This window comes from Bradyrhizobium sp. ORS 86 (assembly GCF_045571475.1).
GTDB lineage: Bacteria > Pseudomonadota > Alphaproteobacteria > Rhizobiales > Xanthobacteraceae > Bradyrhizobium.
Genome location: NZ_CP120699.1, coordinates 1,122,188 through 1,145,284, shown reverse-complemented (window position 1 = coordinate 1,145,284; position 23,097 = coordinate 1,122,188). Strand labels below are relative to the sequence as shown.

20 protein-coding genes and 1 pseudogene are annotated in these 23,097 nt (G+C 64.8%); 8 read left to right on the top strand and 13 right to left on the bottom strand.

What is annotated here, in order from left to right:
• Positions 1-23: 23 nt before the first annotated feature.
• Entirely contained in the window at positions 24-1,586 is a 1,563-nt protein-coding gene (locus tag P6U25_RS05195; RefSeq protein ID WP_407150400.1) for an AMP-binding protein, read from the top strand.
• A gap of 239 nt (positions 1,587-1,825) precedes the next feature.
• Here the strand turns inward: P6U25_RS05195 and P6U25_RS05190 are convergent, their stop codons facing one another.
• From P6U25_RS05190 to P6U25_RS05160, 7 genes are all read right to left on the bottom strand, one after another.
• Entirely contained in the window at positions 1,826-3,949 is a 2,124-nt protein-coding gene (locus P6U25_RS05190; protein ID WP_407150398.1) for an ATP-binding protein, read from the bottom strand.
• 193 nt (positions 3,950-4,142) lie between these two features.
• Positions 4,143-4,916, bottom strand: coding sequence for a thioesterase family protein (locus P6U25_RS05185; protein ID WP_407150396.1), 774 nt, complete (start codon positions 4,914-4,916; stop codon positions 4,143-4,145).
• 119 nt (positions 4,917-5,035) lie between these two features.
• Positions 5,036-6,007, bottom strand: a complete 972-nt coding sequence (locus P6U25_RS05180) for an NAD(P)H-dependent flavin oxidoreductase (RefSeq protein ID WP_407150395.1) — start codon at positions 6,005-6,007, stop codon at positions 5,036-5,038.
• A gap of 194 nt (positions 6,008-6,201) precedes the next feature.
• On the bottom strand, positions 6,202-6,774 hold the full coding sequence (locus tag P6U25_RS05175) for a hypothetical protein (protein ID WP_407150393.1): 573 nt from the start codon (positions 6,772-6,774) through the stop codon (positions 6,202-6,204).
• A gap of 48 nt (positions 6,775-6,822) precedes the next feature.
• Entirely contained in the window at positions 6,823-7,404 is a 582-nt protein-coding gene (locus P6U25_RS05170; protein WP_407150392.1) for a YqaA family protein, read from the bottom strand.
• A gap of 65 nt (positions 7,405-7,469) precedes the next feature.
• On the bottom strand, positions 7,470-7,871 hold the full coding sequence (hisE, locus tag P6U25_RS05165) for a phosphoribosyl-ATP diphosphatase (protein WP_407150391.1): 402 nt from the start codon (positions 7,869-7,871) through the stop codon (positions 7,470-7,472).
• A gap of 131 nt (positions 7,872-8,002) precedes the next feature.
• The gene (locus tag P6U25_RS05160; RefSeq protein ID WP_407150390.1) at positions 8,003-8,425 is read right to left on the bottom strand and encodes a hypothetical protein; all 423 of its coding nucleotides are present in this window, start codon (positions 8,423-8,425) and stop codon (positions 8,003-8,005) included.
• 247 nt (positions 8,426-8,672) lie between these two features.
• Here P6U25_RS05160 and P6U25_RS05155 point away from each other — a divergent pair, with 247 nt between their 5' ends.
• The 6 genes and pseudogenes from P6U25_RS05155 (at position 8,673) to P6U25_RS05130 (ending at position 16,429) form a co-directional block, all read left to right on the top strand.
• Positions 8,673-9,731 carry an ABC transporter substrate-binding protein gene (locus tag P6U25_RS05155; protein ID WP_407150388.1) on the top strand — a complete coding sequence of 353 codons (1,059 nt, stop codon included), beginning with the start codon at positions 8,673-8,675 and terminating at the stop codon, positions 9,729-9,731.
• Between the two features lie 226 nt (positions 9,732-9,957).
• Positions 9,958-11,736: a glucan ABC transporter ATP-binding protein/ permease gene (locus tag P6U25_RS05150; RefSeq protein WP_407150387.1), complete on the top strand. Its 1,779-nt coding sequence runs from the start codon at positions 9,958-9,960 to the stop codon at positions 11,734-11,736.
• Positions 11,737-11,938: 202 nt separating this feature from the next.
• Positions 11,939-13,408, top strand: a complete 1,470-nt coding sequence (locus P6U25_RS05145; protein WP_407150385.1) for a D-alanyl-D-alanine carboxypeptidase family protein — start codon at positions 11,939-11,941, stop codon at positions 13,406-13,408.
• Between the two features lie 160 nt (positions 13,409-13,568).
• Complete coding sequence (locus P6U25_RS05140) at positions 13,569-15,251, top strand: long-chain fatty acid--CoA ligase (protein WP_407152423.1); 1,683 nt, start codon at positions 13,569-13,571, stop codon at positions 15,249-15,251.
• 25 nt (positions 15,252-15,276) lie between these two features.
• Entirely contained in the window at positions 15,277-15,834 is a 558-nt protein-coding gene (locus P6U25_RS05135; RefSeq protein WP_407150384.1) for a DUF924 family protein, read from the top strand.
• Between the two features lie 108 nt (positions 15,835-15,942).
• Positions 15,943-16,429, top strand: a pseudogene (locus P6U25_RS05130) (peroxiredoxin).
• A gap of 206 nt (positions 16,430-16,635) precedes the next feature.
• Here the strand turns inward: P6U25_RS05130 and rnhA are convergent.
• Genes rnhA through ispH form a run of 3 tightly spaced genes read right to left on the bottom strand, consistent with a single transcriptional unit; the run spans position 16,636 to position 19,048 of the window.
• Positions 16,636-17,100, bottom strand: coding sequence for a ribonuclease HI (rnhA, locus tag P6U25_RS05125; protein WP_407150383.1), 465 nt, complete (start codon positions 17,098-17,100; stop codon positions 16,636-16,638).
• Positions 17,088-18,068 carry a homoserine kinase gene (locus P6U25_RS05120; RefSeq protein ID WP_407150382.1) on the bottom strand — a complete coding sequence of 327 codons (981 nt, stop codon included), beginning with the start codon at positions 18,066-18,068 and terminating at the stop codon, positions 17,088-17,090. Before P6U25_RS05120 ends, rnhA begins: the two co-directional genes overlap by 13 nt.
• Before the next feature lie 5 nt (positions 18,069-18,073).
• A complete protein-coding gene (ispH, locus tag P6U25_RS05115) occupies positions 18,074-19,048 on the bottom strand; it encodes a 4-hydroxy-3-methylbut-2-enyl diphosphate reductase (protein WP_407150380.1) in 975 nt (324 codons plus the stop codon).
• 217 nt (positions 19,049-19,265) lie between these two features.
• Between ispH and P6U25_RS05110 the strand changes: the two genes are divergently transcribed.
• On the top strand, positions 19,266-19,964 hold the full coding sequence (locus tag P6U25_RS05110; protein WP_407150379.1) for a DUF1013 domain-containing protein: 699 nt from the start codon (positions 19,266-19,268) through the stop codon (positions 19,962-19,964).
• Positions 19,965-20,076: 112 nt separating this feature from the next.
• Here P6U25_RS05110 and P6U25_RS05105 read toward each other — a convergent pair whose 3' ends face one another.
• The 3 genes from P6U25_RS05105 to P6U25_RS05095 form a co-directional block, all read right to left on the bottom strand.
• On the bottom strand, positions 20,077-20,283 hold the full coding sequence (locus P6U25_RS05105) for a DUF6494 family protein (protein ID WP_407150378.1): 207 nt from the start codon (positions 20,281-20,283) through the stop codon (positions 20,077-20,079).
• Between the two features lie 19 nt (positions 20,284-20,302).
• Positions 20,303-20,575 carry a hypothetical protein gene (locus P6U25_RS05100; protein WP_407150377.1) on the bottom strand — a complete coding sequence of 91 codons (273 nt, stop codon included), beginning with the start codon at positions 20,573-20,575 and terminating at the stop codon, positions 20,303-20,305.
• Between the two features lie 593 nt (positions 20,576-21,168).
• Positions 21,169-23,079 (bottom strand): propionyl-CoA synthetase, encoded by a 1,911-nt coding sequence (locus tag P6U25_RS05095; RefSeq protein WP_407150376.1) that lies wholly within the window; start codon positions 23,077-23,079, stop codon positions 21,169-21,171.
• Positions 23,080-23,097: the final 18 nt, after the last annotated feature.

The window sequence follows — 23,097 nt, the reverse complement described above, 5'->3', positions numbered from 1 at the left end:
ACAAAGCGGGAGGAGACGACGCGATGAGCAATCCGCTCTATGCATTTCCGGCGGTGTGCGAGCAGACCTTGCGGGCGCTGGCGCGCTATCCGTCGCGCACCGCCTTTGCCTGGCCGGGCGGCTCGCTGAGCTATCAGGGCGCGACCGACTTGATCGGACGGATGCAGAGCGTGTTCATGCGGCTGGGCTTCGCGCCGGGCAGCCGCGTCGCTTTCCTCACCGCCAATCGCGCCGACACCTGGTGCGCCGGCGTCGCCGCGCAATTGTCGCGGCTGGCCATCACTTGGCTGCATCCCTTGGGCTCGCTCGACGATCAGCTATTCCAGATCGAGGACTCCGAGTCCGAGATGCTCGTCGTCGACGGCATCACCTTCCGCGATCGCGGCGGCGAGCTTGCGGCGAAGGCGCCCGGCCTCAAAAGCGTGTTCACGCTCGGCCCGGCGAGCTACGGCGCGGACCTGTTGCAGGCGGTCGAGGCGGCCGGCAGCGCGACGCCGCGTAATTTCGCCGGTGCCGACGACATCGCGACACTGAGCTACACGGGCGGCACGACAGGCAAATCCAAGGGCGCGCTGCGCCATCATCGCGAATATGGCGGCTTCGCCAACGCGATCCTCGCCGACTTCGAGATACCAGACACGCCGCGCTATCTGACGGTGGCGCCGATCAGCCACGTGGCGGGGACCAAGGTGCTGCCGACGCTGATGCGCGGCGGCACCGTGCACATGCTGAAAGGCTTCGATCCCGAGGCCGTGTTCAACACCATCGCGCGCGAGAAGATCAACTTCACGCTGTTCGTGCCGACCATGATCTACGTGATGCTGGATCATCCGGCGCTTTCCAAGACCGATCTGTCCTCGCTCGAGCTGCTGCTCTATGGGGCCTCCGCGATGTCGCCGAGCCGGCTGGTCGAGGGCATCGAGCGGATCGGTCCGGTGTTCTCGCAGCTCTACGGCCAGACCGAATGCTATCCGGTGTCGGTGCTACGCAAGGGGGATCACGACCCGAAGACACCGGAGCTGTTCCTGTCCTGCGGCTTCCCGATCGCGGCCTGCCAGGTGAAGATCTTCGATCAGGACGATCAGGAGGTCGCGACGGGCGAATCCGGCGAGATCTGCGTGCGCGCCAGCCACGTGATGGCGGAATACTGGAAGCGGCCCGACATCACGGCCGAGACGCTGAAGAACGGCTGGCTGCATACCGGCGACATCGCGCGCATCGACGAGCGCGGCTATATGTTCATCCTCGATCGCAAGAAGGACATGATCGTCTCCGGCGGCTTCAACATCTTTCCGCGCGAGGTCGAGGATGTGCTGTCGCAACACGCCGATGTCGCGATGGTCGCGGTGGTCGGCGTGCCCGACGACAAATGGGGCGAGGCCGTCACCGCGGTGGTGGTGGCACGCGATGGCGCGATGCCGAACCCGGACGAGCTGATCGCATTGGTGAAGGCCAAGAAGGGCTCGGCGCATGCGCCGAAGCAGATCCAGTTCGTCAAGGAGCTGCCGATGACCGGCGTCGGCAAGGTCGACAAGAAAGTGCTGAAGGCCGCCTTCTGGTCCGGCCGCGACCGCATGGTGGGGTGACGCTGTGAGTCGCCCCACCCTGAGAGACAGTGACGCTTTGCATCACCGTCATTGCGAGGAGCTCGCGACAAAATTGCAAAGTAATTTTGCGCTGAAGCGACGAAGCAATCCATACCACCGCGCGCTTGGAGAGATGGATTTGCTTCGCAAAGCCTGTCATCGGGCGCGCGTTCGCGCGACCCGTTGGCTCGCAATGACGGGGATGGAGTACCCTGAGGGCACCGCGCGAGCCTGCCTCCTCAGGGTGGCGGAGAGACAACGCCGGAGGATGGCGAGAGCGGACGTGTCTGCACCGGATGCTCGGGGGCACCCTGCCCCAGCACTTGATCGAGTCGCTCGCGCAACTGATCCTGGTCGTAGGGTTTTGCCAGCCGCGGCAGATCGACCTGGATGCCTTCGGACAATTCGGCGTAGCCGGTGGCGAGCAGGACGGGAAGCTCCGGCCGGATCTCGCGCGCGGCAGCAGCGAGCTCAATACCGGTCATTCCGGGCATCATGTGATCAGTCATCATCAGGTCGACCGGCTGTTCGCTCCTGAGAATTTCGAGCGCGTGCTGGCCGGAGCTGGCGCCGATCACGTGATGACCGAGATCCTCCAGCATTTCCGTGGTCGACGTCGCAATCAGCGGATCATCGTCGACGAACAGAACCACCGCCGAGCGTTTCTTGTTCTGCCGCGCCGGCGCGGGACCTTCCAGCTCGGCCGCAGCGGTCGCGACGGGCAACACCAAGGTCGCGTTGGTGCCCTTGCCGACCATGCTCGAAAGCTGCAGCTCGCCGCCGAGCTGCACGGCCAATCCATGCACCATCGACAGGCCGAGACCGGTGCCCTTCCCCACGGGCTTGGACGAGAAGAACGGCTCGATCGCCCGCTTCAGGACGTCGGGCGGCATGCCCGTGCCGGTGTCGACCACCGACAGTTTCAGGTAATTGCCGGGGTGCAGCAATGGATCGTTCTTCGCCTTCCACGCTGCAAGCCTAATCTCGATCACGCCGCCCTCAGGCATCGCATCCCGCGCGTTGATCGCGAGGTTGAGGATCGCAAGCTCGACCTGATTGGTGTCGACATAGGCCGGCGGAAGTCCTTCGGGGATATTCAGCCGCAGCGTGACGCGCGGCCCCAACGAGCGCTCGAGCAGATTGCTCATGTCACGCACCAGCGTTCCGAGATCGACCGGCACCACGCGCAGATCCTGTTGCCGCGCAAATGCCAGCAGCCGCTGGGTCAGCGACGCGCCGCGCTGGGCGCCTTGCAAGGCGCCCTCGACCAGCCGATGCAGGCGCGGGTCCTCCGGCAGCCGCTTGCGCAGCAGATCGAGATTGCCCATCACCGCCATCAGCAGGTTGTTGAAGTCGTGCGCCACGCCTCCAGTGAGCTGGCCGATCGCTTCCATCTTCTGGGCGTGGCGGAGCTGCTCCTGCGCCCGCTCGCGCGCTGCGACCTCCTTCATGAGATCGGCGGTGCGCTGCTCGACACGCTGCTCCAACGTCGCGGTCAGCTCGGCGAGCGCCGTGCGCTCGGCGGCAAGCTGCGCCAGCAGCGCCTCGCGCTCGATCTCCGCAGTCTTGCGCGCGGTGATGTCGGAGCAGACGCCGACCAGCGACTTGATGTTGCCCCCTGGCCCGCGCACCGCGCGGGCGCGGACGTCGACCCAGTGCTGGGTGCCGTCGGGCCAGATGTTGCGGTATTCGATCTTGTAGTCCACCCCGGTCTGCAGCGTACGCTCGAGGGTCTCGCGCCGGCGCGCGCGATCATCCAGATGAACCGCGTCCAGTAGATCCTGGTACGTGAAGGGCTCGTTGGGCGCCCGCCCGAAGAAGCGCTTGCAGGTGGCCGACGCTACGAGCTCGAAGTCGGGTAGATGCAACTCCAGCGCGCCGAGATGGCCGGCATCGAGCGCAGTCTGCAACAGGCCTTCGCTCTCGGTCAGGTCTTCAAGGATCGCGCGGGTCTCGTACTGGCGGCGCCGGCCGCGCACCGCTGCCGCCACTAGGCTCACGAGGGTCGTCGGATGGAATGGACGCTCGATGAAGGTAACATTGCCGAGCTGCCGGCCGAGCCGCGCCAGTTCCGGATTGCGCCCGGGTCCGCCGGCCTCGCTCATGAGCACGATGGAGAAGTCCGACCACGAGGGCTGCTCGTTCAACCAGCGCGCAAGGCCGGAGAGATCAGCGTGCCTGATCACTTCGTCCGCCATGATCGCAAGGCCAGCGCCGCTTGCGATCTGGCGCTCCAGCTCTGCAAGGTTGCCGCAGATGTTGGCGTAGTAGCCGGCCTCCTTGATCAGATGCGCGGTCTTGGCAGCGTCCCGCTCGCTCGCGGCGAGGATGACCGCGCGTTCGGAGGACGGGCCGGGCTTCACCGCGGCAGCCCTTCCGAGTGCGCCGCGTCGCGGACCCGCACCATATCGCAGAATCGCTCGGCCCCAAGGGCCAGAATGCCGGCGGTGAGATCGACACGTGTCATGGAGGCCCCTTGCGGGAGCCAAACTCGTTCGCACCGCCAACCGTTCCCGGCGCGCGGATTATTTTTTGGGCAGACCGCCCGCAAGACGGCTAGCGCCGCTCGATCACCAGGCTCTGGACCGCCTGGCCTAAATAGCCGCTCTGGTCGGCAAGGCGTGACATTGCAAGCCCGGCGCCGTCAGGGCCGATCCAGGATTCGCCATCGAGCAGAATCCAGTCGCCGACCGGCTCACGTGCCAGGCTCACCGTGAGGTCGGCATTGATGAAGGTCCACTGGCTGAAATCCAGCACCGGCGAGGTGCCGTTGGAGAAATCCGAGGCGACCACCGCGCGCATCGCCTGCGAGACGGCCGCGCCCGCGATCAGCGGCTGGTCGACACGGAACCAGATCGCGCCGCGGCCAAGCTGGCCAAAGCGGCCGCGCGCGGCCCGCATCGAGATGCATTTCACGAACGGACTGTTGGCGAGATTCCCCGGCTCGACCACGCATTGATCGGGCGCCGGGAACCCGGCCGGGAGGTCGGCGATGCCGGGCGGCAGCTCCGCGGCCTGCTGCTTGATCTTCAGCACGCTGGCGGAGACCACGACGACGCCGTTGGCCTTCAGCCTGACGCCGCAGAGCTGGATCTTGCGACCCTCGCGCAAGACCTCGCGCTCGACCGTCAGCGGCGCCACCGGCACCGGGCGCATCAGGTCGATGGTCACGCGCGCAATCCGCATCGGCACGGGGGTGGGAACGGCTTCGGCGGCCCACACCACAAGTGCCGCCGGCGCGGAGCCGTGCTGCATCCGCGGATCCCATGGACCCGCGGCATCCGGACTGGTGACGACGCGCTCGCCGTCAACGCGAAAGATCGGCTCCATCAAAGCATGATCCGGAAAAGTGTGGTGCGGTTTTCCGCGCGACAAACGCGATGCGTTTGCGCGGAGATCATGCTCAAACAGAAAGCTAAAGCGCGATGGTTCATTCTGAGCATCGCGCTTTAGTCCAGCGCCGGGTCGATCGCTTCCTCATATTCCTTCTTGAACCGCGCGATCAGCTCGGCCGCCGGCACCACCTTGGAGATGCTGCCGACGCCCTGGCCCGAGCCCCAGATCTCCTTCCAGGCCTTCGGCTTGGCGCGCTCGCCGGAGGCGTCGGTGCCGAAGCTCATCTTCGAGGGATCGGAGGTCGGCAGATTGTCCGGGTCCATGCCGGCCGCGACGATCGAGGGCTTCAGATAGTTGCCATGCACGCCGGTGAACAGGTTGGAATAGACGATATCCTCGGCGGACGAATTGGTGATCATGGCTTTGTAGCCCTCGACCGCGTTCGCCTCCTGCGTCGCGATGAAGGCCGAGCCGATATAGGCGAAGTCGGCGCCGATGATGCGGGCGGCGCGGATCGCGCGACCATTGGCAATGGTGCCCGACAGCGCGATGGGGCCGTCGAACCACTGCCGGGTCTCTTCGACGAAGGGGAATGGCGAGATCGTGCCGGCATGGCCGCCGGCGCCGGCCGCGACCAGGATCAGGCCGTCGGCGCCCTTCTCGATCGCCTTGTGTGCGAATTTCTGGTTGATCACGTCATGGAAGACGATGCCGCCCCAACCGTGGACGGCCTGATTGAGCTCCTCGCGCGCACCGAGCGAAGAGATGATCATCGGCACCTTGTGCTTCTCGCAAAGCGCCATGTCGAGATCGAGCCGGTTGTTGGACTTGTGCACGATCTGGTTCACCGCGAACGGGGCTGACGGCCGCTCCGGATGGGCCCTGTCGTGAGCGGCGAGCTCTTCCTTGATCCGGTACAGCCACTCGTCGAGCAGCTCCGGCGGCCGCGCGTTCAGCGCCGGAAACGAACCGACCACGCCGGCCTTGCACTGCGCGATCACGAGATCAGGCACCGAAATGATGAACAGCGGAGACCCGATCACCGGGATAGACAGGCGGCCCTTGAACAGAGCAGGCATGGACATTGGAAGCGGATCCTTCGGGGTTGCGGCCGGGACGGAATGAGCTGACGGCCTCTAGGGGCCGGCCATCATACCAACAAGGCAATCTTTCCAGTGTCAAGTATTGCGTTTTGGTGCAGCGAAATGGATGACAAAACCTCATCCCGACGCGGCATTCATGCTAGCCTGCTGGCATCCCAGACAAGGAATCAGCCGCGTCACTGGCAGAGTGCCCGTATTACGAAATTTTCGGTCTTGCAGTCGTTCGGGCCGCGCTTGTGGCCCGGCAGATAGACCAGCGGCGAGCACTTCTCGGAGGCATCGGTATCGAGGCTTTTGCCTTCCTTGAACCCCTTGCTCTGGCACAGCCTGTCGGCGCCGAGCTTGCAGTCCGGCGCGCCGTTCGAGGCCATCACGCAGGCCGCGCGTCCCGTGACCATCGACGAGGGACGCGCCAGATCGGAGAGGCCGTTCATGGTTTCGCCGGGGCTCGTCAGCGACGGCAGGATCGATTTCGACTTCTCGAACAGCTTTCCGATCTCATTGATCAGACCCGGGTTCTCATGCTCGACCGGTGCAGGCGGCAATTCGATCTGCTGTGACGGCTGCGGCTGCGCAGGCAACGGTTGCTGCGCCGACGGCTGCACGCCGAGCGCCGGCGCCCCGGCCTGGGCCCAGCCCCGATCGATCGGTGCCATGACTATCGACAGAGCCAAGCCCGCCATCACCACGCGAGCCCTGGCAAAGTTCAGCCCGGTAGCATGCAGCAGGTCATCGGTTGCGTCAGCCATCAAGGCCAACGTAACCCGAAGCCCGCAATCGGCAAAGCTGGCGAACCGTTAAATCAGCTTGAATGCGACAACAAAGCCCAACACCAGCACGATCGCGCCGATCGCGACCCAGGTGCCGAGCCGCTTTTCGAGCTCCTTGCGGATGAAATCGCCGTAGCGGTTGAGCAGCACCGCGACGAAGAAGAAGCGGCCGCCGCGCGCGACAATCGAGCACAGGATGAACAGCCAGATGTTGTAGCCGGCAAAGCCCGAGGTGATCGTCACCAGCTTGTAGGGAATGGGCGTCAACCCCTTGACGAGGATGATCACCGCGCCCCACTCGGCATAGGACGCGCGGAATGCGTCGACCTTGTCGGAGAGCCCGTAGAGATGGATCAGCCATTGCCCGAGCGAGTCGTACAGCAGCGCGCCGATCGCATAACCGAGCACGCCGCCGGCGACCGACGCGATCGTGCACACGGTCGCGAACCACCACGCCCGCCTCGGCTGCGCCAACGACATCGGCAGCAGCATGATATCGGGGGGGACCGGGAAGAAGGAGCTCTCAGCAAAGGCGATCGCCGCGAGAAGCCACAGCGCATAGGGCTTGTCGGCGGCGTCGATGCACCAGTCGTAAATCCGTTTCAGCATGAGCGCGATGAACCATCATGGAGCGCATTTGTCCATGCCGGGAATTGAGTTGATTTTCGGGCGATCTAGGACTGCCGCTTGCGCAGGCGGTTTTCCAGCGCCACGATACGGCGCCGAACGACTGGAACGGGCGCGGTTTTGGGCAGCTTGACCGGGGACTTCGGCAGCTTCTCGGCAATCCCGAGCAGGCGCTCGCGCCGTTCCATCTCCCGCCAGACGTCCTCCGGCTTCACGCCGGCCTCGGCCCACAGAACGGTCAGGTTGTAGAGCAGATCGGCACTTTCCCGGACGACGGCATCGGGCTTGCCGCTGACGGCGTCGATCACGACCTCGATGGCTTCCTCGGCGAGCTTCTTGGCCATCTTGGCCGGACCGCGCTGAAACAGCCGTGCCGTGCGCGACGTTGCCGGATCAAGATCCCTGGCCGCGATCACCGCCCGATAAAGCCGATCGATCGAATCACCCATGGCCCGCAAGCCTAGTCGAAACGCGTCGCCAGCGTGTTAACGGCGCACTCGACTACGAAAAAATCCGCCGGCGTGCGGCCGGCGGATTCGATTCTTCCATGACAGTTCTACGACGCGCCGGCCGTCAGACGTCAGTACGGCACATAGGGCAGTTGGGACCGGCGCCCATAATAGCCGCGATAGCCGTAATACGGTCCACCACCGTAATAAACCGGACCGCCGTAATAGGCAGGGCCCCCGTAATAACCCGGGCCGCTGTAAAAAGCATACGAGTCGTAACGGTTCTGGGCGGCAATGATCGCAAGCGTGGTGCCGACGATGCCGGCGAAAGCGGCTGCGGCCGCTGCACCACCGCCCCGATAGTATCGGCGGCGCGCGCTGATATCGGTGACCTCGCTTGTCCCGTGCGACGTGGCCATTGCGGTAGCCTTGCCTGCCGCAGCGGAGCCCGCGAATGCCATCGTCGGCTCAATGGCCGTCAACGCCACCACAGCAACAGTTGCCAGCGTGGCTGCGCGGCCAATGGACGAAAAAACACCCTTTCGCGCAAACATTGCAGTCATCCTTATGGAAGGGCCCGACGGGCCCATGGATAGCTAACCACAGGTTTCACATTCGGTTCCGCGAGCCGGATGCAAGCTGAGCGAGCTCCGGCGAAGTGCATGCCAGTCATCAGACATTCAGCTTGCATGAGGCAGGCTGTCGGCCAAACTGACGCTTGAAAATGCTGCTTGCTTGGCGCATGCGATGCCATGAAACAGGCGCGGGCGCGGCACTTTGTCTCGCCTCCCGGAAGTCGTGATGCACGTAAGTCGAACCACCCTTCTCCGCTTCATGCTGGCTGGCGTGATCGGTCTCGCGTGCGGCATCGGGCCGGGCACAACGCGGCTCCGCGCCGCGAGCGATCCGCCCCAGCCAACCGCCATCCAGTTCACGCTCGACCGTCCGCTCGATGCCGCTGCGGCCCCGTTCGTGATGGCCTCAGTCGGCGGCCTGTTCAGCGCCGAGAGCCTCGCGGTCACCACGAACATCGCCACCAGCTCGGCGGATGCGATCGCGCGCGTCGCCGACGGCGCGAGCGACTTCGCGCTCATCGACATCAATTCGCTGGTGCGGTTTCGCGACAAGCCGGGCGCCGCGCCGGTGAAGGCGGTGTTCGTGCTCTTCAACCAAGCGCCCTATGCGATCGTGGCACGCAAGAGTCGCGGCATCAACGCGCTGCCGGACATCCAGGGCAAGAACCTCGGGGTTGCTGATGGCGACCTGTCGATCCGGCTATGGCCCGCGATCGCCAGGCAGAATAGCATCAAGCTCTCGAGCGTGAAGCAGGTCAGCATCAGCGCCGCGGTTCGCGAGCCGATGCTCTCCGCCGGACAGGTCGATGCCGTCACCGGCTTCTCCTATCTGTCCGCGGTCAATTTGCGGGATCGCGGCGTGCCGGCCGACGATCTCGCGGTGTTGCGCTTCGCCGACTACGGCTGCGAGGCGTATGGCTTCGCCGTCATCGTCAACCCGCGCTTCGCTGCGGTAAAGCCGGACGCCGTGAAAGGCTTCGTGCGCGCGGTGATCGGCGGCACCACCCTCGCGATCAAGGACCCTGCCCGCGCCGCGACCGAGGTCGCGAACCGGATGGACGGCGGTTCGCGCGAGCTGGAGCTGGAGCGGCTGCGCGCCATCATCCACGACAACATCCTCGCCGGCGAGGTGAAGCGTAACGGCATCGGCGGCATCGACCCGGCGCGCTTCGAGCGATCGATCGACCAGCTCGCGGAGGGTTTCAAATTCCAGAAGCGGCCGCACGTGTCCGACATTTTCGATGAGTCCTTCCTACCCCCGCGTGACGACCGGCTGATCAATTGAGTCACCTGCTCCCCGGACGTGTTCGTCGTGCCCAGGCTCGACCCGCGGGCCATTGCATCTGGCACGGGGAAGCTTGGCGCAGACGTCCCTACGTTCGTCACGGTCGGGCTTGTCCCAGCCATGACGGAATGTGCTGTACCTGCACCTGCTGGCCCTTCGCCGCGAACCCTGATTAGATTGCATCCCGCCTGATCGGGCGCATCTACCGCTCAAGGGTCCTGCCGGCATGTCCATGCTCCGCCTCTATACCCGCGTCCTGGAATTGCTCGGCAAGGAGGCCCGGCTCGGCTGGATTCTCGCCGCCGCCAATCTGCTGCTCGCCGGCGCGCAATTCGCCGAGCCCGTGCTGTTCGGCAAGATCGTCGACGTGCTGTCGGGCCGGCCGGTGACCGGGATGTTCGCCACCACATCACCGTGGCCGCTGCTCGGGGCCTGGGTGGCATTCGGGCTGTTCACGATCGCCTGCAGCGCGGTGGTTGCGCTGCAGGCCGACCGGCTGGCGCATCGCCAGCGCCAGGCTGTTCTGACCGATTACTTCGAGCACATCCTGCAACTGCCGCTGACCTTCCATTCCGGCACCCATTCGGGACGGCTGATGAAGGTGATGCTGAACGGCACCGACGCGCTGTGGCGGCTCTGGCTCGGGTTCTTCCGCGAGCACTTCGCCGCGATCATGTCGCTGGTGGTGCTGCTGCCGCTGTCGCTCTACATCAACTGGCGGCTTGCCATCCTGCTGTTCGCGCTCTGCGTCGTCTTCACGATCCTGACCACGATGGTGGTGCGCAAGACCTACGGCATGCAGAGCGAGGTCGAGGAATATTACAGCGACCTCTCGGCGCGCGCCTCCGACGCGCTCGGCAATGTCGCGCTGGTGCAAAGCTTCGTGCGGATCGATTCCGAGGTGCAAGGGCTGCGCTTCGTCGCCGACAAGCTGCTCGCCGCGCAGATGCCGGTGCTGTCGTGGTGGGCGATCGTCACCGTCATCACCCGCGCGTCGACCACGATCACGGTGCTCGCGATCTTCACCGTCGGCATCGCGCTCAATAGCCAGGGCCTGACCACGGTCGGCGAGATCGTGATGTTCGTCTCGTTCGCCACCATGCTGATCCAGAAGCTCGAGCAGGTAGTGAGCTTCATCAACAACGTGTTCATGGAAGCGCCGCGGCTGAAGGAATTCTTCGACGTGCTCGACGCGGTGCCGGCGGTGCGTGACCGGCCGGGCGCCGTCGATCCCGGCCGGCTCTCCGGCCTGGTCGAGTTCGACGATGTGTCGTTCTCGTACGACGGCAAGCGCCCGGCAATCGAGGATCTCTCCTTCACCGCGCTGCCGGGCCAGACCATTGCGCTGGTCGGGCCAACCGGCGCCGGCAAATCCACCGCGATCGCACTTTTGCATCGCGCCTTCGATCCGCAATCCGGCGTCATCAAGATAGACGGTATGGACATACGCGCGCTGAAGCTGACCGGGCTGCGCCGAAACATCGGCGTGGTGTTCCAGGAGGCGCTATTATTCAACCGCTCGATCGCCGAGAATCTGCGTATCGGCAAACCTGACGCCACCGATGAGGAACTGCGTACCGCCGCGGCGCGCGCGCAAGCGCTGGATTTCATCGAGCGCAGCGAAAAGAAGTTCGATACCCACGCCGGCGAGCGCGGCCGCATGCTGTCCGGCGGCGAGCGACAGCGACTATCGATCGCGCGCGCATTGCTGAAAGATCCGCCGATCCTGATCCTGGACGAGGCGACCAGCGCGCTCGATGCCGTCACTGAGGCCAAGGTGAACGCTGCTCTCGATGAAGTGATGAAGGGACGCACCACATTTGTGATCGCACACCGTCTCTCTACGATCCGCCACGCCACTCGCATCCTGATGTTCGACCAGGGACGCGTGATCGAAAGCGGAACTTTCGATGAACTGGTGGCGAAAGGCGGGCGTTTTGCCGACCTCGCGCGCGCCCAATTCATGGTTCAGGAACAGCAACGCGCCGACCTCGAGGCGAGATAATTCCGGCTTTCCAATTGAGGCGGCTGCCGAAATTCAGCCGATTTCGTCCACGATTTAGTTGGGCGGGCTCTGTTCTCCGCTGGCAAGCCGGTATAGGGTTTGCGTCGCCGCATCGCGGCCCCCGGACGCGCTTGAAACCCGAACGTCACATTTGCAAAGACCTCCTCCTGAAGGCGGGTCTCAAAGGACCGGAACCGGACTCGTGCATTTCCTCCGCCTGCTGCGCAACCCGTCGTTGAAGTGGATCCTTGCTGTCGCGCTGTTTGCGGTTGCGACGCCGCGCGCCGCGCAGGCCGAGGCGCTGCTGCTGATCGAAGCCGACAGCGGCAAGGTGTTGCAGGCCGACAACGCGACGATGCCCTGGTATCCGGCATCGCTCAGCAAGCTGATGACGGCCTACGTGACGCTGACGGCGGTGAAGGAAGGCCGCGTGTCGCTCGACACGCTGCTCACGGTGTCGCCGACCGCCGCCTCGCAATCGCCCTCGAAGATGGGCTTGCGGCCCGGCACCCAGGTCACCGTCGACAACGCGCTCAAGATGATGCTGGTTAAATCGGCCAACGACATGGCCGTGGTGCTCGCTGAGGGCGTCGGCGGCTCGATCGACGGCTTCGCGGCAATGATGAACCAGACCGCGCGCAAGCTCGGCATGACGCAGACGAGCTACGTCAACCCGAACGGCCTGCCGGCCGATGGCCAGATCACCTCGGCACGCGACATGGCGATCCTCGCCCGCGCCATCATCCGCGACCTGCCCGAATACGAATATTTCGTCCACATTCCGTCGATCCGCTTCGGTCGCCGGATCACGCAGAACTTCAACAAGCTGATCGGCCGCTATCCGGGCGCCGACGGCTTCAAGACCGGCTTCATCTGCGCCTCCGGCTACAATCTCGTCGCCTCGGCAACGCGCGACGGCAAGCGGCTGATCGCCGTGGTGCTCGGCGCCTCCTCGGGCCGCATGCGCGCGGTGCGCGCTGCACAGCTCCTGGACCGCGGCTTTGCCGGCAACGGGCTGGCGTGGCTGCGTCCCTCGCTCGGCACCGTTGAGAATCTTGCGCCGATCGACGCCTCGCCGCCCAATCTGCACGAGGAGATGTGCGGCCCCAAGCGCAAACGGCCCGCCAGCGACGAGGACGAGGACACCATTGCCAGCAGCACCGGCGGTTCGGCCACCAACGGTGAGGGCGGCAGCATGTCCTTCTTCGCCACCGGCCTGCAGGCGGCGATGCCGAAACCCTCCGAGCTGCTGGGGCTGCCGGCTGCGCCGTCGGAGCCGGTCGTAGTCTATACCGGCCCGACCAAGACCGGCGCTGCGCTGGCCGCCGCGGTCGAGGCCGACAGCGAGAAGATGCAGCCGGCAGTCAAGCGCGGCAAGCGCACGCGTGTCGTCATCAAGGTCGACAAGAAGTCCGACACTGACGCCAAGAGCGAGGCCAAGGGTGAGGCTAAGAGTGACGCCAAGAAGGACGGCAATAAGCCCGACAGCAAGCAGGCCACAGCCAAGCCGGCGCGCCACGCGAATGCGAAGCCGGACAACGCCGGCGCAAAGCCAGCCGGCGCAAAGTCGGCCGCCGCCAAGTCCGTTGACAAGCAGGCCGCCGCAAAGCCCGCGGCGAAGCCGAAGGCTGCGACGAAGCCGAAGAGCGACGCCAAGCAGCCGGCCAGCTAACCGGATCCCTGCGATTCTCCGCCCAATGCGTCGATAGCGCGCAGCGGCTTGCCATCGGCCGCGGCATTGCTCAATACTGCCCAAAACAACGCGGCCAAGCCCGAAAACCCGGAAAGAAATCCGGGACAAGCGGCAACGTCATGAGAGGGGAATGACCACCATGGAGCGCATCTGGCTCAAGCAATACCCGGCCGGCGTGCCCGCTGATATCGACGTCACGCAGTATTCGTCGCTGGTCGAGCTGCTGGAAGAAAGCTTCACGAAATTTGCCGACCGCAAGGCTTTCATCTGCATGGACAAGTCGATCACCTATCGTGACCTCGACCAGATGTCGACGGCGCTCGGCGCCTATCTGCAGAGCAAGGGCCTCCAGAAAGGCGCGCGCGTCGCGCTGATGATGCCGAACGTATTGCAATACCCGATCGCGACCGCCGCGGTGCTGCGTGCCGGTTATGCCGTGGTCAACGTCAATCCGCTCTACACGCCGCGCGAGCTCGAGCATCAGCTCAGGGATTCCGGCGCCGAGGCGATCGTCGTGTTGGAGAACTTCGCCACCACCGTGCAGAAGGTGCTCGCCAACACATCCGTCAAGCACGTCATTGTCGGCAGCATGGGCGACCTGCTCGGCTTCAAGGGCGTGATCGTCAACCTGGTGGTGCGGCGCGTGAAGAAGATGGTGCCGGCCTGGTCGATTCCCGGCGCCGTCTGGTTCAACGACGCGGTGGCGGCCGGCCGCGGCATGAAGCTCGACAAGCCGGTGCTGACACGCCAGGACGTCGCCTTCCTGCAATACACCGGCGGCACCACGGGCATTTCCAAGGGCGCGACCCTGATCCACCAGAACGTGCTCGCCAACGTGCTGCAGAACGACGCCTGGTTGCAGCCGGCGCTGAAGAAGCCGCCGCATGTCGAGCAGCTCTTCATCGTCTGCGCGCTGCCGCTGTACCACATCTTCGCGCTGACCGCCTGTTACCTGCTCGCGGTCCGCGCTGGCGGCGTCAATCTGTTGATCCCGAATCCGCGCGACATGGCGGGCTTCGTCAAGGAGCTGTCGAAGTACCAGATCAACAGCTTCCCGGCGGTCAACACGCTCTACAACGGCCTGTTGAACACGCCCGGCTTCGACAAGCTCGACTTCTCCAAGCTGAAGACCTCGTTCGGCGGCGGCATGGCGACGCAGAAGCCGGTCGCCGACAAATGGCTGAAGGTGACCGGCTGCGCGTTGTCGGAAGGCTACGGCCTGTCGGAGACCTCACCGACGCTGACCTGCAATCCCGCCGACATCGACCGCTTCACCGGCTCGATCGGCGTCCCCGTGCCCTCGACCTGGCTATCGATCCGCGACGACGACGGCAACGAACTGCCGATCGGTCAGGCCGGCGAGATCTGCGCCAAGGGCCCGCAGGTGATGGCCGGCTATTGGAACAGGCCCGACGAGACCGCGCGCGTGATGACTGCCGACGGCTACTTCCGCACCGGCGACATCGGCGTGATGGACGAGAACGGCTTCACCAAGATCGTCGACCGCAAGAAGGACATGATCCTGGTCTCGGGCTTCAACGTCTATCCGAACGAGATCGAGGAAGTGCTCGCGAGCCATCCGGGCGTACTGGAATGCGCCGTGATCGGCGTGCCCGACGCGAAGTCCGGCGAGGCGGTGAAGGCGTTCGTGGTCAAGAAGGATCCGAACGTCACGGCCGAGGACATCATCAAATTCGCCGCCACCCAGCTCACCGCCTACAAGGTGCCGAAGCAGATCGAGTTCAGGACCGACCTGCCCAAGACCAACGTCGGCAAGATCCTGCGCCGCGAGCTGCGCGACGAGAAGAAGGCCGCGGCGTGAGGCGAGCCACGGCGGGCGTCCAACAATGACTGACGCGGGCCTCGCGACGGCGGCCGACGTCCTCACGTTCTGGCGCAAGGCCGGACGCGACCGCTGGTACGAGCGCGATGATGCGTTCGATGCCGAGATCCGTTATCGCTTCCTCGCCACCTGGCAGAAGGCTTCCGCCGGCGAGTTCTCCTCATGGGAGGCGAGCGACGACGGCGCGCTGGCGCTCACCATCGTGCTCGACCAGTTTCCCCGCAACATGTTTCGCGGGGATGCCCGGACCTATGCCAGCGACGCGCTGGCGCGCGAGGTCGCGGGCCGCGCGATCGACCGCGGCGTCGACGGACGGATCGATCCGCTGTTGCGGGAATTCCTCTACCTGCCCTTCATGCATTCGGAGCATCTGGCCGACCAGCAGCGTTGTGTCGCGCTGATCCGGCAGGCCGGTGGCCATCCCGACAACCTGAAATACGCCGAGGACCACGCCGACATCATCCGCCGCTTCGGCCGCTTCCCGCATCGTAATCGCGTGCTGGGCCGGCCGACGACGCCGGAGGAGCAGGCTTTCCTCGACGCCGGAGGCTTTTCCGGCTGATGACGGAACAGTGACCGTCCTCCGGCATTGCCGTTCTTCCATCAGCTCGTATTGTGCCGTGCGACCGCCGGGGTTAAGACAGTTCCGCTTCACCGAGGGAGAACACCGATGACGATCAAGGTTGGCGACAAGCTGCCGGAAGCCAAGTTTCGCGTGATGACCGCCGAAGGGCCGCAGGTCAAGAGCACCGACGATATCTTCAAGGGCAAGAAGGTCGCCCTGTTCGCGGTGCCCGGCGCCTACACCGGCACCTGCCACAAGATGCACCTGCCGAGCATCTTCCTCAACGCCTACGCCATCAAGAACAAGGGCGTCGACACCATCGCGATCGTCTCTGTCAACGATGCCTTCGTGATGAACGCCTGGAAGCGCGACACCGACCAGCGCGATGAGGCTACCTTCCTCGCCGACGGCAATGCCGACTTCACCAAGGCGATCGGCATGGAGTCTCGACGCCTCCGGCAACGGCCTCGGCATCCGCTCCAAGCGCTACTCCATGCTGGTCGAGGACGGCGTGGTGAAGAAGCTCAACCTCGAGCCCGCTCCGGGCAAGGTCGAGGTCTCCGGCGGCGACACGCTGCTCGGTCAGCTCTGAGCTGAACGTCACGCGCACCCTGTCGTCGCCCGGCTTGCCGCCTCCGCTAAAGCTTCGGCGCGCCTGAATCGCAAGCCTCGTCGAAGCCTTGGCGGAGACGGGACCGGGCGGCCCAGTACGCCGTGGCCTCCGTTTTGAAAACCACTCGCCTCTGGAATACTGGATCGCCCGCTTTCGCGGGCGATGACGTTCGGGGATTGCGCGCCCTACAACTCCCTCAGCTTCGCCATCGCCACGCCCTCGCGCGCGAGCTGATCGGCGCGCTCGTTCTCGGCATGGCCGGCGTGGCCCCTGATCCAGTGCCAGCGTACCTCGTGCGGCTTCATTGCAGCGTCGAGCCGTTGCCACAGCTCGACGTTCTTGACCGGCTTCTTGTCGGCGGTGCGCCAGCCGTTGCGCTTCCAGCCATAGATCCAGCCGGTGATGCCCTGGCGGACATACTGGCTGTCGGTGGTGAGGTCGACGATACAAGGCTTCTTCAGGGCTTCGAGCGCCGAGATCGCCGCCATCAGCTCCATGCGGTTGTTCGTGGTGTGCGGCTCGCCGCCCTTCAATTCCTTCTCGACGTCGCCGAACCTCAAGATCGCGCCCCAGCCGCCCGGTCCGGGATTTCCGGAGCAGGCACCATCGGTGAATACAGTGACATGCGGCTTGTCGCTCACGCCGCGCATCCCGCAGGCGTGACGCCATAGTCGTTGAGACCAGCGACACTCTGCTGGAAGCGCAGCTTGCGGACATATTCCAGCGGGTCCTTCGGCCGCACCAGCGCGCCTTCCGGCACGTTGAGGAAGTCGACCAGACGCGTCAGCAGGAAACGCATTGCTGCGCCCCGCGCCAGCAGGGGCATCGCGGCTTCCTCGGCCACAGACAACGGCCGTTCGCGGCGGTAGGCGTTGAGCAACGCGCGGGCCTTGGTGACATTGAAGGAATGATCCGGCTCGAAGCACCAGGCGTTCAGACAGATCGCGACGTCGTAGGCCAGGATGTCGTTGCACGAGAACGGGAAGTCGATCAGCCCCGACAGCTTGTCGCCGAGAAAGAAGACGTTGTCGGGAAACAGGTCGGCATGGATGACGCCGACCGGCAGATCGGCCGGCCAGGTCACTTCGAGATGATCGAGCTCGCGCGCGATGAAGTCGGACAATCCCGCCTGCACGCTGTCGGCCCGCGCCGCGGCGAGATCGAACAGCGGCCGCCAGCCGGAGACCGACAGCGGATTCTTGCGCACCAGCGGAAAGTCGAGGCCGGCCACATGCATTTTTGCGAGCGCTTGGCCGACGCCGGCGCAATGCGTCACGTTCGGCCGCCGCGGCCAGAGGCCTTCGAGGAAATTGATAACCGCCGCCGGCCGGCCGGCCAGCCGACTATAGACCTCGCCTTCGCGATTGCGCGCCGGCTGCGGGCAGGAGACGCCGCGCTCGGCGAGATGCGCCATCAGCGACAGGAAATACGGCAGGTCGTCTTCCGCCACGCGCTTCTCGTAGAGCGTGAGGATGTAAGCGCCCTGGCTCGTGTGCAGCAGGAAGTTCGAATTCTCGACGCCTTCGGCGATGCCCTTGTAGGAGAGCAGTTCGCCGATGTCGTAGCTTTTGAGGAATTCCGCGAGATCTTCGGCGGCAACGTCGGTGTAGACCGCCATATGGTTTATTCCGCGACGGCAGCGTCAGGCCGCAGCGAACGCGGCAGCGGGAAGAACTCATTCTCTTCCGCAGCCGAGACCGTCTCCACGTGAAGTTCGAAGCGTTCGGCGAAGGCGCCCATGATCTCCTCGACGATCACCTCCGGCGCCGACGCGCCCGCGGTGATGCCGAGGCTCTTGATGCCTTCGAAGCGCTTCCAATCGATGTCGCTGGCTCTCTGGGCGAGCACGGCAATGGGGCAGCCCTCGCGCTCGGCGACCTCGCGCAGACGCTGCGAGTTCGACGAGTTCGGCGCGCCGACCACGATCAGGGCATCGACCACCGGGGCCACCTTCTTCACCGCGAGCTGGCGGTTGGTGGTGGCGTAGCAGATGTCTTCCTTGTGCGGACCGTTGACGTTCGGGAAGCGCTCCTTGAGCAGCGCCACGATCTCCGCGGTGTCGTCGATCGACAGCGTGGTCTGGGTCACAAAGGCGAGGTTGTCCGGATCCTTCGGCGTGAAGGTTTTCGCATCCTCGGCGGTCTCGATCAGAGTCACCGCTCCCGGCGGGAGCTGGCCCAGGGTGCCGACCACCTCGGGATGGTGCGAATGCCCGATCAGGAGGATCTCCCGGCCGCGCTTGAAATGGATCGCAGCCTCCCGGTGCACCTTGGTCACCAGCGGGCAGGTTGCATCCAGCGAGAAGAAATTGCGGGCCTTGGCCTCGGCCGGAACCGATTTCGGAACCCCGTGGGCCGAGAACACCACCGGCGCGTTGGTGTCGTCGGGGATTTCGGCCAATTCCTCGACGAAAATGGCGCCCTTGGTCTTCAGGCTGTCCACCACATACTTGTTATGGACGATCTCGTGCCGGACATAGACCGGAGCTCCATAGATCGTGAGCGCCCGTTCCACCGTATCAATGGCACGGACCACCCCAGCGCAGAAGCCACGCGGGGAACAAAGCACGATTCTAAGGTCGGGTTTTTTCGCTGACATAAGGCAATCTCGGGACCGAATCACCCCTCGCCGCCGGGCGGGGAACGGTCAATTTGAGTAAGGACTTGGGACTGCTTTCGGGCTCTGTCAAGGCGATTTTGCTGGCCCATTGCGCCATTCCCCCCTGAGGGCTTATATAGGGCCAGAATTCCCGTCATCGCCGATGACTACCAGCTTCGCCTCGACAGAGGTGGGCGAAGCACAAAGGAGATTTGCCATGAGCAACGCACCGCTGATGCCGAAGGCGACTGCCGTGTGGTTGGTCGACAATACCGCCCTGACCTTCGATCAGGTGGCCGATTTTACCAAAATGCACCCCCTGGAGGTGCGCGCCATCGCCGACGGCGACGCCGCCCAGGGCATCAAGGGCATGGACCCGATTTCGAACGGCCAGCTCACCCGCGAGGAGATCGAAAAGGGCGAAAGCGACCCGAACTACCGCCTCAAGCTGCAGGAGAGCAAGGTGGTGCTGCCGGCTGCGGCCAAAAAGAAGGGCCCGCGCTACACCCCGGTGTCACGCCGCCACGAGCGGCCGAGCGCGATCCTCTGGCTGGTGCGCAACCATCCGGAGCTCAAGGACGCGCAGATCATGCGCCTGGTCGGCACCACCAAGACCACGATCGCGAGCGTGCGGGACCGCACCCACTGGAACGCCTCGACGCTGACGCCGATGGACCCTGTGACGCTCGGCCTGTGCTCGCAGATCGAGCTCGATTTCGAGGTCCAGCGCGCCGCCAAGGAGAAGCCGACCACCACCGTCTATGGCGGCGCCACACTGCTGCCGGCCTCCGAGACCACGCGCAAGGACGAGCTAGACGATCAGCCGACCGAACGGCACGACGATCTCAACGTCGATGCCGTGTTCGCCAAGCTGAAGACGATCGGCGGCAAGAAGATCGACGACGAGGAAGAGTAAGCGCGTCAGGCGATCGATCGACGAACTACCAAGCGCGGCGGGGCAACCCGCCGCGTTTTCGTTTGCGCATAGGCGGCGCCAGGAGCATCGCAAGAAGCAGCGCCGACCTATGTCAGCCGAGTTCGATCTCGCCCGATATGTCGTGAACGAGATTGACGCCGGCGATGGTCAGCACGACCTTCGCTGGAAGCTTCTCGTTGCCTTTGAGCCGGCCGCTCGCGACGGCCTCGCGCACGGCCTTCTCGACTTCGCGTTGGGAGGTAATGCCGACCTTCTTGAGGAAACCGCGAAGGCTGGCGTTGAAGACGTCCTCGTTCATCGTCGCCTCCTCATGGCATCTAATGCACGTCTGGATGGTTCATCATGTATTCGCCAAGATCGCGCTGGCGGCGATCCGAGCGGGCCTCGGCGTTCTGGCGCTGCACGTCGCGGTCTTTGCGGCAGGCGACATATTCGGGCGAGCCGACCTTCACCGTGCCGTTGGCCTGGCAGTACTGATCGTCATCGCCCATGCTCTCCGCGACCGGCGAGCGGCCGCGCTCCAGGCAGCCTGCGAGCAGCGGCAGCGCGAGCAGCAGTGCGAAGGGCGCGCGTGCGGAAATCATTCGCATCCGTGAGTCCGTATCTGGTGACGACAGGGCGTGTGATGCCGGGAATGACCCGGCATTCCATCAAAATCAAGGCGGTTTTGCTTCCGGATGCGTTTCGGCGGCGTGCAGAGCAGTTGTGCGATCGTCCATCATCTCGTCCGCGGCTCACCCCTCTCCCCAGCCCTCCCCCGCAAGGGGGGAGGGAGCCTGACCGACGTGCTCACCTCACATCGTGGGTCAGCATCACAACTCGGCGCTTGGTGTGTGGCGTCGTTAATCCGGTGCGGCGTGAGGGACGCGTCGGCGGAAGGGTTCCCTCCCCCCCTTGCGGGGTAGGGCAATCGCATATGCCGCCTTGGGCCGCTGCGCACGAACCCGGCCTCGTGGTTCGAGACGCGCCGCAAGCGGCGCTCCTCACCATGAGGGTCTACTATTGTGCCGCAACACAAGACGTCATCCTGAGGAGCCCGCCAAAGGCGGGCGTCTCGAAGGATGGCCACAGGGCGCTTTTCTCCCAAATGCGATTGCCCTGCCTTGCGGGGGAGGGTTAGGGAGAGGGGTGGCCACACCGCACGCTCTCTCAGATGCAGCCTCGCTTCTTGCGCTGAGAACGCCTACACCTTCCCCTTCAGCGCCGCGCCGATCTCGTCGAGCACCTTGGGGTCCTCGATCGTCGCCGGCATGGTCCAGGGTTCGCCGTCGGCGATCTTCTTGATGGTGCCGCGGAGGATCTTGCCGGAGCGGGTTTTCGGCAGCCGCGCCACGGTGATCGCGAGCTTGAACGCGGCGACGGGACCGAGCTTGTCGCGCACCAGCGCCACGACTTCCTTCTCGACGTCAGGCGCCCCCTTCACCACGCCAGCCTTCAGCACCAGGAAGCCACAGGGCACCTCGCCCTTGATCGTGTCCTTGATGCCGAGCACCGCGCATTCGGCGACGTCGGGATGGGACGCCAGGATCTCTTCCATGCCGCCGGTGGAGAGCCGGTGACCGGCGACGTTGATGATGTCATCGGTGCGGCCCATCACCCAGACGTAGCCGTCCTCGTCCTTGTAGCCGGCGTCCGAAGTCTTGTAGTAGCCGGGGAATTCCGAGAGATAGGCTTCCTTGAAGCGCTCGTCCTGCTGCCACAGCGTCGGCAGGCAGCCGGGCGGCATCGGCAGCTTGATCACGATCGATCCCATGGTGTCCGCCGGCACCGGCTTGGCCGACTCGTCGACCACATCCACCTGATAGCCCGGCATCGACACCGTCGGCGAACCGTGCTTGACCGGCAGCATGCCGAGACCCATCGGATTGCCGGCGATGCACCAGCCGGTCTCGGTCTGCCACCAGTGATCGATCACCGGTACCTTGAGCTGCTGCTCCGCCCATTCCACCGTCGGCGGATCGGCGCGCTCGCCGGCGAGGAACAGCGTACGGAAGTTCGAGAGATCATACTGCCGGATGAACTTGCCATCCGGGTCCTCCTTGCGGATGGCACGAAACGCGGTCGGTGCCGTGAACAGCGCCACTGCCTTGTGCTCGGAGATCAAGCGCCAGAACGCGCCGGCATCGGGCGTGCCGACCGGCTTGCCCTCATACATGATTGTGGTCGCGCCGTGGATCAGCGGGCCATAGACGATGTAGCTGTGACCGACCACCCAGCCGATGTCGGAGCCGCACCACCAGACCTCGCCGGGCTTCACGCCGTAGAGATTGTACATCGACCACTTCAGCGCGACGAGGTGCCCGCCATTGTCGCGCACCACGCCCTTCGGGATACCCGTCGTGCCCGACGTGTAGAGGATGTAGAGCGGATCGGTCGCCAGCACGGGGACGCACGCCGCGGCCTTGCCGGCGTCGAAGGCGGCCTGACGCAACCCCGCCCAATCATGATCGCGGCCGGCCGTGAGCTCGCACCCGTGCTGCGGCCGTTGCAGGATGATGCAGGTTTCCGGCTTGGCGCCGGCGAGCCGGATCGCTTCATCGAGCAGCGGCTTGTACTGCACGATGCGCCCCGGCTCGAGCCCGCAGCTTGCCGAGAAGATCAGCTTTGGCTTGGCGTCGTCGATCCGGCTCGCCAGCTCCTTGGCCGCGAAGCCGCCGAACACCACGCTGTGCACCGCGCCGATCCGCGCGCAAGCGAGCATCGCGACCACCGCCTCCGGCACCATCGGCATGTAGAGGATCACGCGATCGCCCTTGGTGACGCCGAAATCCTGCATCACCGCGGCCAGCGTCTGCACCTCCGCCAGCAGTTCGGAATAGGTGAACTTCGTAACCGTATTGGTGAGCGGAGAATCGTGGATCAGCGCAAGCTGCTCGGCACGACCGCCGGCGACATGGCGATCCAGCGCGTTGTAGCAGGTGTTGACGACGGCACCCGCGAACCAGCGCCCATACACCCCGATCGCGGGATCGAAGATCTTCTTCGCCGGCTCGATCCAATCGATCTCGCGCGCGGCTTCGGCCCAGAATCCTTCGGGGTCCCGAAGCGAGCGGGCATACACCTCATGATACCGGCTGTTCTGCTGAATGTTCATCGCGTTTCTCCCTCGCCG